The organism is Roseburia hominis A2-183 (assembly GCF_000225345.1).
Lineage (GTDB): Bacteria > Bacillota > Clostridia > Lachnospirales > Lachnospiraceae > Roseburia > Roseburia hominis.
Genome location: NC_015977.1, coordinates 2,073,436 through 2,087,042 on the forward strand (window position 1 = coordinate 2,073,436; position 13,607 = coordinate 2,087,042).

Below are 13,607 nucleotides of genomic sequence, written 5' to 3' on the forward strand. Positions count from 1 at the left end.
TATTCTTTCGCTGCAGCCGGGTTCCTCCCCGGCTGTAAATTTTATCCAAAAAAGCAGAATGTTTGCAAATCAAACATTCTGCTTTTTATTTCTTATCAAAAATCCCTACGCCAAATTTCCCCAGTCCTCTATTCATAGTTCTTTAAAACATTCCGTATAACTATTTCATCTCTACATCAGCATTTTCAAAAAGAAAGAGCCGCTGTATAAATACAGTGACCCCCTCTTGGAATGAATATCGATTTATGTATGTAGATTAATTTCTTGGATCTAAACCGCAGTTGTGAGCGAAGAAATGAGCTCCTCTGCGTAATGCATCTTCTGCGTCATCCATAACTTTGCTGTAGTGGATAAATGCGTGAAGAGCACCTTTGTACTCATGGTATTCAGCCTGGATTCCGTTGTTTGTAAGAATCTCATAAAGTAACTTACTGTCATCTCTCAGTGGATCAAGTTCTGCCGAAACGATGAAGCAAGGTGGAACATCATGTGTAAGGTCATTGATAAATGTATCAAAGTATGGACAATCTATAGGATCTACGCCTTCGCCAAGGTAAATTTCCAAGTAGAATGCAAGGTCTTCCTCGCTCATTCCATCCCAGCTTCCACCGTGAAGGTTGCTGCTGACACTGGCTTTCATACCATAAGATCCGTAGAATAAAATGTTACCTTTGATTCTAGAGATATCAAATCCATCATCACGTAAGTGCATTGTAACGCCCATAGAAAGGTTTGCTCCGCCGGAATCTCCTGCGAATCCAAATTTTTCTGGATCAATGCCGTACTCTTCTGCATGCTCTAATACATATTTACAAGCTGTAGTACATTCCTCAATCGCACGAGGATAAACTACTTCTGGTGATAAAGTATATTCAATACCTACAACAACACATCCGGAATAAGCTGCAAGCTTTCTCTGTACCAGATTGTGTGTATCGTTATCACCTAATACAAATCCGCCACCATGCATAAAGAAGATAACTGGAAGCTTCTCAGCTTTTACTGGGCGAAGTAAACGTGCTGGAACTTTATCCTCACCAAAAGGAATCTCAAAGTCGATTGTCTCTGCCATTTCTGGCCCGCCGCTGTTCCACATCTTTCTCTCTTCGCGGTATGCTGCACGCATCTCCTCGTAAGTTCCTGCCTGAGTATCGAATGCTGCTGCATATTCTGCCTGCATCTCAAGTACTCTTGCCTGCTGCCAGTTCACCTCTGGTGTAGCTGGTTTGTTTTTTGGATTAATTGTTACTCTAAATTCCCCCATCGTGTAACTTCCTTTCTCTTTACATAAAAATTTTTACACACTTTTCAACATACAACCTTTTGACAAATACAGCACAAATCCCCCCCGATTTTCCATCTGCATTTGTATCTTTTGTACATTTCTTATATCCTTATTATAAGCTCATTATGTTCAGTTGTCAAACAAATATCGCTATTTTTTGTATGTTTTTCTAAATTCTCATCTATCTTTTGTTTTACCGTCAAACAACCCGTCTTTTTTCATGAAATGCATCACTTTTTGTACCTCGGACTATTTTTTCCACATTTTTCAATCTTTTTTCATCCAAATCCGTTGCCTTCATTCGTCTTTTTTATCAAAAAAATAAAAACAATATCCTTCCTATTTTGATACCCGAATCCTATAAAATAATGAAAACTATATTTTATGTAAAAATGATGTCTGGCTTTGATACGGATGTGTTTCACGCCATCCTCATCAGAGTAAAGATTAAAGTTTTCTATCACTGTATTCTTGACATTAAGAACATTCTTGCATAATGTATTAGCAGAAACCATTTGCGTTATCCTTTTTTCTATTTGCTTGGTCGCTAATACATTAAAGGAAACCAAATGGTTTTTTCAATATGTAAATGTAAATTTATGGTGTTTACATACTTACATACTGCAACACACTCTTCTATCGCAACCGGATACCTTACTTCCGGTACCAAAAAATAATCGATACCAATTACAACACATCCGGAATAAGCCGCAAGTTTTCTCTGTACCAGACCATGTGTATCATTGTCACCTTCTACAAATCCTCCACCATGCATAAAGAAAATAACCGGCAGTTTCTCTGCCTTTACCGGACGAAGTAAACGTACCGGAACCGTATATCCTTCATAAGGGATCTGATATTCGATCGTTTCTTCCATTTCAGGACCACCGCTGTTCCACATCTTTCTCTCTTCGCCGTACGCTGCACACATTTCATCGTAGCTTCCAGTCTGAGTATCAAATGCATCTGCGTACTCTGCCTGCATCTCAAGTACTCTTGCCTGCTGCCAACCTACTGCCGGTGCAGCCGGTTTGTTGATAGGATTCATTGATAATTTAATTCCCCCATTTTGCAGCTCCTTTATCCGTGTGCATTCTTTTTAACAAATACAGCACAAATTCCCCGATCAAACATCTGTATTTGTATTTTCAGCACACTCCCGACACCTTTATTATAGTACATTATGTTTAATCGTTAAACAAATATCAGTCTATTCTACTTGTTTTTATATTTTTTCACTAAATTTATTTTTATTTTTGTTTGATAGCAAAATGGCTCAAAATTATTCAAAAAAATCGTTTGTTTTGCAATATTTTTTCTGTAAATTCATGTGAAACAAAGCGGACAAGTCCGCTTCAAGATTCCTGAATCCCTTAATCTTTGAGGTACTTGTTACGCTTTGCGCGCCAGATGCATTCTGCTTTAGCAGACATATTCCACATGCATCTGGTCGCATCCTCGCGGAGCGTTTTTTGCTTTATTGGAACATTACAGAGTAAATTTCCTATAAAGCAAAAAGAGGCTATCATATTCTCTAATATGATAGCCTTCCGTCTAGCGTAGTACCCTGCAATTGCAATTACCACGTAATCATTTATTCATTTCTTGGATCTAATCCACAGTTATGTGCAAAGAAGTGAGCTCCTCTGCGTAATGCATCTTCTGCGTCATCCATTACTTTGCTGTAGTGGATAAATGCATGAAGAGCTCCTTTATATTCATGATATTCAGCCTGAATTCCATTATTTGTAAGAATCTCATAAAGTAACTTACTGTCATCTCTTAATGGATCAAGCTCTGCTGCAACAAGGAAACACGGTGGGACATCATGTGTAAGATCATTTGCATAAATGTGGAAATAAGGACAATCAAAACGGTTTACATCAGGAGCAATATAACAAGATGGTGAAGATAAATCAGCTTCACTCATTCCATCCCACTTTCCGCCATGCTGATAGCTACTAATACTACTCATTAAGCCATATCCACCATAGTATAAGATATTACCTTTAATCTTGGACACATCAAAGCCTTCATCTCTTAAACACATGCAGACTCCCATCGCCATATTTGCTCCGCCGGAATCTCCTGCAAATCCAATTTTCTCCGGGTCAATTCCATATTCATCCGCATGCTCTGATACATAATGGCATACTGCAACACATTCTTTGATCGCACGAGGATATTTAATTTCCGGCGCAAGGGAATAGTCAATACCAATCACAACACATCCTGAATAAGCTGCAAGCTTTCTCTGTGCCATACTGTGTGTATCATTATTTCCTTCTACAAATCCACCACCGTGCATAAAGAAGATAACCGGAAGTTTCTCTGCTTTCACCGGACGAAGTAAACGTACCGGTACTTTATCTCCTTCATACGGCACATCAAAGTCAACTGTCTCTGCCATCACAGGACCGCCAGTGTTCCACATCTTTCTTTCTTCATTGTATGCTGCGCGCATCTCTTCGATCGTGTTTACCAGCGATGTATCAAATGCAGCTGCATACTCTTCCTGCATTTCTAATACTCGTGCCTGCTGCCAGTTCACTGCCGGTACTGCCGGTCTGTTCTTTGGATTGATTTGCAGTTTAATTTCTCCCATTTTGTAACTCCTTTCTCCATGTGACTTATTTTGACAAATCCGTCACAATACCTCAACATTGCTCATCTGTTTTTGTATCTTTTATACACTTCTGATACTTTATATTATAAAGTATTTTTTCACTATGTCAAATAAGTATTTGCATTTTTTCTATTTTTTTACTGACAAAGTCAACTCCGGTACCTGACTCTATCTAAATAAATAAAGCTGGTATCAAGCACTCCATTATACTTTTTTCGGATACCAATAATATTGTATGTTTCTCTATTTTATATCTGAAGAAATTTCATAATTCATAGACCTTGATTTTGCTGATGTTGCGGAGCATATAAAAAACAACTTACCTCGATCCGATATATATTTTGACAATAAATATCCACATCCAAAGGAGATAAGTTGCAAAATATGTATCGTCAACAATCGTTAATTAAGACCAGTTCTATGAATGGATTATATCTATCGTGAATTCACCTTGGATTTCTTCAAGATGGATCTTAATTCTCTGCCTAAAAATGCATCCTCTCTTAAATTTTCCAAGTTCAATTCTAATGTAATGGGGCTTTGTTTAACCATGCACGTAAATCTTGGAATGTCTCTTCGTAAGACCTAATATGCCTTAAAAGAACTTTACAACATTGACATATCCCACCAACAGGTAGCTAACTTCTGTAAGACAGTTGCTGTCTGCATCAAACCATTCGTAGACAACTACGATTACAATGCAAGAAAAATCTTTACTGCCGATGAAACCTACATAAAAATCCGTGGAATTAAAGCATACATCTGGTTTATTATGGATGCTGCCAGTCGTTCCCTTTCTTGGATACCGCATATCTACGGAGCGCGACGTTGGTGCATGCATTCTTTCGATGCGTATGGCTTTCAAACACGTCTCCAAGCTTCCTGAAAATTTCAAATTTATCGCTAATGGTTACAGCGCATATCCTCTTGCCGCCCAACAGTTTTATCGTGAGTTCAAAGAAGATTTTAAATTTGATATCACCAGGATTATCGGTCTTACAAACGGCGATGAAGTTTCTAAAGAATACCGCCCTTTCAAGCAGATGATAGCGCGACTTAATCGCACTTATAAAGCTCTCTATCGTCCAACCAACGGTTTTGACAACGTAGACGGAGCCAACTATGATCTAGCGCTTTGGGTTGCTTACTATAACTTCCTTCGCCCTCACAAACACAATAAATACAAGGTTCTTAATGATGTTGAGATGCTACATGGTGCTTCAAACATGCCTGGAAAATGGCAACTTCTAATCTTTCTCGGTCAACAAACAATCCTGAACTTACAAAACGGCGAAGCCGCTAACTGTTCTTAGATTAAGAGCCAAAGGTAATAACCCAGCCATCAGAACCACAGGTTCTGACAAGACATTTATGCCTTTGCCCTTGATGGCACGAAAAAGAACTGCTACACTGCTGTAATCGACATAAGAAAACAACTGTTCTTAAGTTCTTCGCCGTCGGTAATCGACCTACAGCGGTTCTTTTTCGTGCTGTCAAGGGTGGCGGCAAGCTGCCACTACCTATAATATCTACAGTTTTCAAAGTTCATCTGAGCCTTTTTCTTTAACTCGGTTTTTTCATTGGTCATTTGACACTATCGCAAGCCACAGGTCTACAGCAGGATTTTTGCTCTGTGGGACCCGAAAATCGCCGATTTACGGGTCCCACGGAACAATTTTAGCTCCCTGTGCCCAAAAACTTCGTTTTTTGCTGCTTTCTTCCCGCTTTTATCGGCATTTTCGGGTCCCAGACGGCTATTTTGTCTCTGTAGACCCGTGCATACTCCCGGACATCTCATTGTTCCTGACAAGACATCAAAAAAACAAATACAGCTTTCCTGACAAGGCACTAAAAACAGGACTCCTAACAACACAACAAAAAACAAATACAGCTTTCCTGACAAGGCAAAAAACGGTCCATGACATGCGTCACAGACCGTTTCTGTTACATTTTCTAGTTCTCATTCATCTTCGCAAGCTTCGCCGCCTGGTCCGCCGCGATACATGCATCGATGATCTCCTGGATGTCTCCGTTCATGATCTTATCCAGCTTGTACAGGGTAAGATTGATTCTGTGATCCGTCACACGTCCCTGTGGGAAGTTGTAGGTACGGATCTTCTCGGAACGGTCACCGGTACCGATCTGGCTGCGGCGCATCTCAGCCTCTGCATCATGGCGCTGCTGCTGCTCAATATCGTAGAGCTTTGCCTTTAAAAGAGCAAACGCTTTTGCCTTATTCTGGATCTGTGACTTCTCCGTCTGGCTGTACACGACGATACCGGACGGGTAGTGGGTCAGACGCACCGCAGAATCGGTCGTGTTGACACACTGTCCACCGTTTCCGGAGGCACGCATAACGTCGATACGGATATCCTTCTCATCAATGACAATATCAATGTCGTCGTCCACTTCCGGCATTACCGCCACACTGATCGTGGAGGTGTGGATACGTCCGCCGGACTCCGTCTCAGGCACACGCTGTACGCGGTGCACACCGGACTCATACTTCATCAGGGAGTATGCGCCCTGACCGTTGATCATAAAGGTCACACTCTTCATACCGCCGATGCCGGTCTCGTCCGCCTCAACAATCTCGGTCTTCCAGTTCTTGCTCTCTGCATAATGCTGATACATACGGTAAATCTCCGCAGCGAAAAGTGCCGCCTCGTCCCCGCCGGCACCGGCACGGATCTCCACGATAACATTCTTATCATCATTCGGATCTTTTGGAAGAAGCAGAATCTTTAACTCATGCTCCAACTCCTCCACACGCGCCTTGGCATCGTTTAATTCTTCCTTCGCTAGCTCACGCATCTCCTCGTCGGACTCCTCATCCAGCATAGCGAGGGAATCCGCAATATTCTGCTTGCACTGCTTGTACTCCTTATATGCAGCAACAATCGGTGCCAGATCGCTCTGCTCCTTCATCAGCTTGCGAAAACGCTCCGGATTGTTCGCGACATCCGGCTCACTGAGCTCGCTCATCAATTCTTCAAAACGAATCAGTAAATCATCCAACTTATCAAACATAACAAACATCCTTTCTTATCTCAAACACCAGACAACCGTCTGCACCAACTATGCAAAATTCTCTCCAATCCCGCAATCAACTAAAGCATTCCGGTCACCACACGGTCTTTTCTCGCCAGATCCTTTATCACCTGCACATCATGGAACCCGATCTCCCGCATAAGTGCAGACACCTTTTGCCCCTGATCGTAGCCGATCTCAAACAACAGATGTCCTTCCGGGTTCAGATACTGCTTACACTGTCCGATGATCTTCCTGTAAAAATACAGACCGTCCTCCTTGCCGTCCAGCGCTTCCATCGGCTCAAAATCCCGCACCTCCGGCATCAGCTTTGCAATCTCATCCGTACAGATATACGGCGGATTCGAGACGATCACATCAAATGTCCCCGTCACATGGTCAAACAGGTCGCTGTGTTCAAACAACACCGGCACATCATTGAGCCTTGCATTTTCCTTCGCAACATTGAGCGCCTGCTTGGATATGTCAACCGCATACCCCTCCACATCCGATACATTGTGCAGAATACTGACAATCACGCATCCGGACCCGGTACACAGATCCAGCACACGCATTCCGGGGCGCACGACCTTCAGCGCCTCTTCCACCAGAGTCTCTGTATCCTGTCTTGGGATGAGGACACTGGAATTTACTTTGAACTTCAGTCCCATGAATTCTGTCTCACCCACAATATACTGCAGCGGGACATGCTCTGCGCGCTTGCGCAGCGCAATCTGGTACTCGCTCATCTGCTCTTCCGGCATCTCCTCTGCCATATGAAGATAATAAAAACTGCGGTCGATCTTACACACCATTTCGAGCAAAAACCATGCATCGGTCTTTGCCTCCGCAATATCTGCCATGGACAGAACTTTCTCCCCCAGATTTACTGTCTCACGATACGTCATTTCCAACCTCCATCATGCCTGTTCCCGGATCTCTTTCACATAAGCCTTCCAGTCAAACACCGCCTCAACAGAAGCAATTCCGACCTCAATCATCGAATCATCCGGCTCTCTGGTTGTAATCCGCTGCAACAGGAGCCCCGGCTTGCTGAACAGATTGACAAGCATATGATCCGAGCGTCCGGCAAGCCGGATAAACTCGTACGATACCCCCGCAATCACCGGAATTGACACCAGGCGCAGCAGAAGCTGCAGGATCCGGTTATCCACGCGGATAAACAGAAAGAAGACTATGCTGATCAGCATGACAATCAGCAGAAAGCTTGTTCCGCAGCGCTTGTGCAGACGGGAACTCTTCCGCACATTCTCCACCGTAAGATCCATCCCCTGTTCAATACAGTTGATGCATTTGTGCTCTGCGCCATGATACATATAGACACGCTTAATATCCGGCATCAGTGAAATTGCCGCCACATATCCGATAAAGATGGTAAGGCGGATCACGCCTTCCAACAACGCAAGAAGCGTCTGCGATGTGATAAAACGCTGAAAGAATACGGATATGTAATAAGGAAGCACCATAAAAATCGCCACCGCAAGCACAATGGAAATTGCCACCGTACCGCCCATCAGCGCATTCTCCTGACGCTTTTCCTTTTTCTTCTGTTCCTCTTCCGTCGGCGCCGGCTTTTTGGCTCCGGCACGCTTCTCCGCTTTCCGGGACCCGCTCTTTTCCTCCTCTTCCTCCTCGAAAAAGGACGCCGAGAACGTCAGTGTCTTCATCCCCAGTACCAGCGATTCTATAAAACTGAACACGCCACGTAAGATCGGCATGTTTCTTATTTTCTTATTTTTAATCAGCCCTTCGTACGTCGAAGTCTCGACGACGATCTCCTGGTCCGGCTTGCGCACGGCTACCGCGTATTTTTCCTGATTCTTCATCATTACGCCTTCCATGACCGCCTGACCGCCAATTCCCGAATATCTCATAGTCAAAAACCCTGCTTGTGGCACACGAACCGTGCCGTATTCTATAAGGTAAAAAAGGTTGAGATTAAACAACCTCAACCTTATCTGTAACCGTTTTCACTTAGGAGCATAACGCTTCGCGCGTCATACTACTGCTGCTGCATACCATACTTCTTATTGAACTTATCAATACGTCCGCGAGCCTGAGCTGCTTTCTGCTGGCCTGTGTAGAACGGATGGCACTTGGAGCAGATCTCAACGTGGATATCTTCCTTTGTTGAACCTGTAACAAATGTGTTACCGCAGTTACATGTAACAGTTGCCTGATAGTAATCTGGATGGATTCCTGCCTTCATGATTTTCACCTCTTTATAATCTTATCGTTATTATGTTCCTGTCTGTCTCTATTCTCTTATGCCCGTATGCCCGATCCGCATATGGCACTTATTGCAAAGAATAGTCCCGAATAAACAGCGTTGTTATTTTATCATGGTTTTTACAAAAAATCAAGTTCTTTTTATACAATCCGGTTCTTTTTCACCATATGGATATATTCCTGATTGTTGCGCGTGCGGGCAAACATGTTCAGAATGTTCTCCACCGCCTCGTCGGTGCGCATACCGTTGATCGCCTTGCGCATGATCTCGACAGCCTCCTGCTCCTCCGGCTCCAGCAGCAGATCGTCGCGCCGTGTTCCCGACTTCACAATGTCGATGGCAGGGAACACACGCTTCTCGGAAAGCTTGCGGTCAAGCACCAGCTCCATGTTGCCGGTTCCCTTAAACTCCTCGAATACCACGTCGTCCATCTTGCTTCCGGTATCCACCAGCGCGGTGGCAAGAATCGTGAGGCTTCCTCCCTCACGCATGTTCCTGGCTGCACCGAAAAAGCGCTTCGGCATGTGCAGCGCCGCCGGGTCAAGACCTCCGGATAACGTACGTCCGCTTGGCGGAACCGTGAGGTTGTAGGCTCTTGCCAGTCTCGTAATGCTGTCAAGCAGGATCATGACATCCTTTCCGTGCTCCACAAGGCGCTTCGCCCGCTCGATCACCATCTCGGATACACGCTTGTGATGCTCCGGCAGCTCATCAAACGTAGAATAAATCACTTCCACATTCTCCCCGACAATCGCTTCCTTGATGTCCGTAACCTCCTCCGGTCTCTCATCGATCAGCAAAATAATCAGATGCATATCCGGATTTCCCTTTGTCACTGATTTTGCAATCTCTTTTAATAAGGTGGTCTTACCTGCCTTCGGCTGGGATACGATCATACCGCGCTGTCCCTTTCCGATCGGCGATACCAGATCCACAATGCGCATTGCGACACTGCAGCCCGGGCGCTCCAAGCGGATTCTCCGGTTCGGGAAAATCGGCGTCAGATCCTCAAAATTCTTGCGCTTCTGCGCGACACCCGGATGGTAACCATTGACCGATGAAACATATAACAGCGCCGAAAACTTTTCCTGCTGTGTCTTCACACGGGTATTGCCCGCCACGATATCGCCCGTCTTCAGATTAAACTTGCGGATCTGTGACGGCGATACATACACATCGTTCTCCCCGGGAAGGTAATTCTCACAGCGGATAAATCCATATCCGTCCGGCATAACCTCTAAAATACCGTTTGCCATAATTCCGCTGTCCAGATTCGAGATCGTCTCATCCACTGCACCGCTCTCCTTCGGGTTCTCCCGTCCCTCTCTGGGTTCCCGCGCCGGCCGCTGCTGCGCCTGCTCTCGCTGCGGTGTCTGCTCACGCTGCGATGTCTGCTCACGCTGCTTCGTATTCTCCTCTTTGCTCTGACGCTCGTCCTCTGCAACCATCAGATCTACCAGATCACTCTTTTTCATGCCGGAGATATTTTTGAGTCCTCTCGCTTTTGCAAGATCACGCAAAACAACGGCTGACAAGCTCTCATACTTTTCTCTCATCCATTCGCTCCTGTTCTTATCAATCTGCTATTTTCCTCTATGCTCTCAATCGTATTGGGAATCGTGTCTGAATTGACAAAATGAATTTACAATATGCGTATTATACAACACTTTTTCCAAAATAGGAAGTCCTAATTTCCTTGATTTGTCAAAATGATAATGGTATGATTTACGTATTGGTTTCTATATAAAAATACACTTTATATACAGGAGATTATATCATGGAGAATCAGACAATGACACTTGCCGAGAAGGCACTTCTTATGCACGAAAAATGGAACGGAAAGCTTGAGACCATCGCAAAATCCAAAGTAAACTCCCGCGAAGATCTCGCCATCGCATACACGCCAGGTGTTGCCGAGCCCTGCAAGGTAATCGCCAAAGACCCGGAGGCTGCTTACAAATATACCATGAAAGCCAACACCGTCGCCGTCATTTCCGACGGAAGTGCAGTTCTCGGTCTCGGCAATATCGGCGCATATGCCGCCATGCCTGTCATGGAGGGAAAATGCGTTCTGTTTAAGGAATTCGGCGATGTCAATGCCGTACCGATCTGTCTCGACACCCAGGACACGGAGGAGATCATTGCCACGATCAAGAACATTGCTCCCGCATACGGCGGCATCAATCTGGAAGATATTTCCGCACCGCGCTGCTTTGAGATTGAGGAGCGCCTGAAAGAAATGCTCGACATTCCGGTCTTCCATGACGACCAGCACGGCACCGCCATCGTTGTGCTTGCCGGCATTATCAACGGTCTGCGTGTTACAGGCAAGAAAAAAGAGGACTGCCGCGTCGTCGTAAACGGTGCCGGTTCCGCGGGCGTTGCCATCACAAAGCTTCTGCTCACCTACGGTTTTCGCCATGTCACCATGTGTGACCGCGAGGGCATCATCGGCAAAGATTACCCGAACTTAAACTGGATGCAGCAGAAAATGACCGAAGTCACCAACCTTGAGGATCAGCACGGCACGCTTGCCGACGCCTTAAAGGGTGCTGATATTTTTGTGGGTGTCTCCGCACCGAACATCGTTACCCCGGAGATGGTTGCTTCCATGAATCACGACTCCATCCTGTTCGCCATGGCGAATCCGGTTCCTGAGATCATGCCGGATGTGGCAAAGGCTGCGGGTGCCAGAATCGTCGGAACCGGACGCAGTGATTTCCCGAATCAGGTCAACAATGTCGTGGCATTCCCGGGCATCTTTAAGGGCGCTCTCGAGGGACGGGCAACACAGATTACCGAAGAGATGAAGCTTGCCGCCGCAGAGGCGATTGCCGGTCTTGTGTCCGATGAGGAGTTAAACGACGAATTTATCATGCCGGAAGCTTTTGATCCCCGGGTAGCACAGGTGGTAAGTGAAGCCGTCCGCTCTCACATCGTGCGTTAACCGGACGTATCATGAACGACGCGCGTTACTATTCCCTCAATACTTATTTACGCCAGACATTTGGCGAAAAGGTCTACCGCCTGTCTCTAAACGGCGGCATGACCTGCCCGAACCGCGACGGCAGCATCGATACCAGAGGGTGCATCTTCTGCAGTGCCGGAGGAAGTGGTGATTTTGCCGCCTCCCCGCAGCAATCTGTCACTGAACAGATTGCGCAGGCAAAGCTTCTCCTTCTGGAAAAAACAAACTGCCGCAAATATATCGCCTATTTTCAGGCATACACGAACACCTACGCTCCCGTCGGTGTTCTTCGTGCGCTTTACACGGAAGCTCTCGCACAGCCCGACATTGTGGCGCTCTCCATCGCCACCAGATGTGACTGTCTGCCGCCTGAGGTTTTAGATCTGCTGGCAGAATTAAATACCATAAAACCAGTCTGGGTGGAGCTCGGTTTACAGACCATCCACGAACATACCCTGCATTTGATACGCAGCGGTTTTTCACTCGCCCAGTATGAGCAGGCGGTATCCGCGCTTCACGCGCGGGGCATCAAGGTCATAACACATCTGATCTTAGGTCTGCCCGGTGAGACAACCGAAGATATGCGCGCTTCCGTGCGCTATCTTGCCGCACATCCGGTCTTCGGCGTAAAGCTGCAGCTGCTTCACGTCTTAAAGGGTACCGATCTTGGAACGCACTACAAAACCAATCCATTTCCGCTGTTTACGCTGGAGGAATACTGCGACCTTATCGCAGACTGCCTTGCCCTTCTTCCACCGGAAATGGTCATCCACCGTCTGACCGGCGATGGACCGCGCCGCCTGCTCCTCGCTCCGCTGTGGAGCACGGACAAAAAGCGCGTGTTAAACACGATAAACAGGCAACTTGTACAGCGCGATCTCTGGCAGGGCAAATATTATAGAAACGAGGAAACACATGGCTGAACCATTTACCATATACAAACTGACCATTTTAAATATGCTGGATAAGGTCGATTTTCCGCTGACCAACACGCAGATCTCCGACTTTTTTCTGGAGCAGGAATACACGGATTATTTCCGGGTACAGCAGGTCTTAAACGATCTCGCAGACTCCGGTCTGATCCGCACGGAATCCACACACAGCAACACGCAGTATTACATCACCGCCGCGGGGCGTGAGACGCTCGGCTTTTTCCGCGACAAGCTCACGGACGCGATCGAGCATGACACCATCGCCTATTTTGAAAAAAATAAAATGGCGCTCCGCACCGTCAACTCGATCATCGCAGACTATTACAAGACGCCGAATCAGGACTATGCCGTGCGCTGTCAGTTCCGCGTCCACGATACCAACTTAATCGACCTGACACTGACCGTCAAAAACAAAGAACAGGCGGAGGCGATCTGCAACAACTGGAAAAAACAGAACGAGGATGTCTACGCATATCTGATGGACATTCTGATGCAATAGACACAGATATTTTTCA

General features: G+C 45.8%; 11 protein-coding genes and 1 pseudogene. 4 read left to right on the plus strand and 8 right to left on the minus strand.

Annotated features, from left to right (window positions below; translation table 11 throughout):
- Positions 1–256 precede the first annotated feature (256 nt).
- From RHOM_RS09335 to RHOM_RS09350, 3 genes are all read right to left on the minus strand, one after another.
- Positions 257–1,264 carry an alpha/beta hydrolase fold domain-containing protein gene (locus RHOM_RS09335; RefSeq protein WP_014080058.1) on the minus strand — a complete coding sequence of 336 codons (1,008 nt, stop codon included), beginning with the start codon at positions 1,262–1,264 and terminating at the stop codon, positions 257–259.
- Between the two features lie 568 nt (positions 1,265–1,832).
- A complete protein-coding gene (locus RHOM_RS09345; protein WP_014080060.1) occupies positions 1,833–2,333 on the minus strand; it encodes an alpha/beta hydrolase fold domain-containing protein in 501 nt (166 codons plus the stop codon).
- Between the two features lie 546 nt (positions 2,334–2,879).
- Positions 2,880–3,890: an alpha/beta hydrolase fold domain-containing protein gene (locus tag RHOM_RS09350; protein ID WP_014080061.1), complete on the minus strand. Its 1,011-nt coding sequence runs from the start codon at positions 3,888–3,890 to the stop codon at positions 2,880–2,882.
- A gap of 445 nt (positions 3,891–4,335) precedes the next feature.
- Between RHOM_RS09350 and RHOM_RS18290 the strand changes: the two are divergent.
- Positions 4,336–5,224: pseudogene (locus tag RHOM_RS18290) on the plus strand (IS6 family transposase); the annotation flags it as partial.
- Between the two features lie 640 nt (positions 5,225–5,864).
- Here RHOM_RS18290 and prfA read toward each other — a convergent pair.
- The 5 genes from prfA to rho form a co-directional block, all read right to left on the minus strand.
- Positions 5,865–6,941 carry a peptide chain release factor 1 gene (prfA, locus tag RHOM_RS09360; RefSeq protein ID WP_014080063.1) on the minus strand — a complete coding sequence of 359 codons (1,077 nt, stop codon included), beginning with the start codon at positions 6,939–6,941 and terminating at the stop codon, positions 5,865–5,867.
- Positions 6,942–7,021: 80 nt separating this feature from the next.
- Positions 7,022–7,849, minus strand: a complete 828-nt coding sequence (prmC, locus tag RHOM_RS09365; RefSeq protein ID WP_014080064.1) for a peptide chain release factor N(5)-glutamine methyltransferase — start codon at positions 7,847–7,849, stop codon at positions 7,022–7,024.
- A gap of 12 nt (positions 7,850–7,861) precedes the next feature.
- Positions 7,862–8,836, minus strand: coding sequence for a DUF1385 domain-containing protein (locus tag RHOM_RS09370; RefSeq protein ID WP_014080065.1), 975 nt, complete (start codon positions 8,834–8,836; stop codon positions 7,862–7,864).
- A 128-nt stretch (positions 8,837–8,964) separates the two neighbouring features.
- On the minus strand, positions 8,965–9,171 hold the full coding sequence (gene rpmE, locus RHOM_RS09375) for a 50S ribosomal protein L31 (protein ID WP_014080066.1): 207 nt from the start codon (positions 9,169–9,171) through the stop codon (positions 8,965–8,967).
- Between the two features lie 161 nt (positions 9,172–9,332).
- A complete protein-coding gene (rho, locus tag RHOM_RS09380; protein WP_014080067.1) occupies positions 9,333–10,748 on the minus strand; it encodes a transcription termination factor Rho in 1,416 nt (471 codons plus the stop codon).
- Positions 10,749–10,984: 236 nt separating this feature from the next.
- Between rho and RHOM_RS09385 the strand changes: the two genes are divergently transcribed.
- The 3 genes from RHOM_RS09385 to RHOM_RS09395 are packed head-to-tail and all read left to right on the plus strand — an operon-like array spanning position 10,985 to position 13,591.
- Positions 10,985–12,139 (plus strand): NAD(P)-dependent malic enzyme, encoded by a 1,155-nt coding sequence (locus tag RHOM_RS09385; RefSeq protein ID WP_044024959.1) that lies wholly within the window; start codon positions 10,985–10,987, stop codon positions 12,137–12,139.
- An 11-nt stretch (positions 12,140–12,150) separates the two neighbouring features.
- Positions 12,151–13,083: a TIGR01212 family radical SAM protein gene (locus RHOM_RS09390; RefSeq protein ID WP_014080069.1), complete on the plus strand. Its 933-nt coding sequence runs from the start codon at positions 12,151–12,153 to the stop codon at positions 13,081–13,083.
- Positions 13,076–13,591, plus strand: a complete 516-nt coding sequence (locus tag RHOM_RS09395; protein WP_014080070.1) for a DUF4364 family protein — start codon at positions 13,076–13,078, stop codon at positions 13,589–13,591. Before RHOM_RS09390 ends, RHOM_RS09395 begins: the two co-directional genes overlap by 8 nt.
- Positions 13,592–13,607: the final 16 nt, after the last annotated feature.

Coding starts and splice junctions, on each gene's coding strand:
- RHOM_RS09335 (WP_014080058.1), bottom strand. CDS start 1,264: ATGGGGGAATTTAGAGTAACAATTAATCCAAAAAACAAACCAGCTACA.
- RHOM_RS09345 (WP_014080060.1), bottom strand. CDS start 2,333: ATGAATCCTATCAACAAACCGGCTGCACCGGCAGTAGGTTGGCAGCAG.
- RHOM_RS09350 (WP_014080061.1), bottom strand. CDS start 3,890: ATGGGAGAAATTAAACTGCAAATCAATCCAAAGAACAGACCGGCAGTA.
- prfA (WP_014080063.1), bottom strand. CDS start 6,941: ATGTTTGATAAGTTGGATGATTTACTGATTCGTTTTGAAGAATTGATG.
- prmC (WP_014080064.1), bottom strand. CDS start 7,849: ATGACGTATCGTGAGACAGTAAATCTGGGGGAGAAAGTTCTGTCCATG.
- RHOM_RS09370 (WP_014080065.1), bottom strand. CDS start 8,836: ATGAGATATTCGGGAATTGGCGGTCAGGCGGTCATGGAAGGCGTAATG.
- rpmE (WP_014080066.1), bottom strand. CDS start 9,171: ATGAAGGCAGGAATCCATCCAGATTACTATCAGGCAACTGTTACATGT.
- rho (WP_014080067.1), bottom strand. CDS start 10,748: ATGAGAGAAAAGTATGAGAGCTTGTCAGCCGTTGTTTTGCGTGATCTT.
- RHOM_RS09385 (WP_044024959.1), top strand. CDS start 10,985: ATGACACTTGCCGAGAAGGCACTTCTTATGCACGAAAAATGGAACGGA.
- RHOM_RS09390 (WP_014080069.1), top strand. CDS start 12,151: ATGAACGACGCGCGTTACTATTCCCTCAATACTTATTTACGCCAGACA.
- RHOM_RS09395 (WP_014080070.1), top strand. CDS start 13,076: ATGGCTGAACCATTTACCATATACAAACTGACCATTTTAAATATGCTG.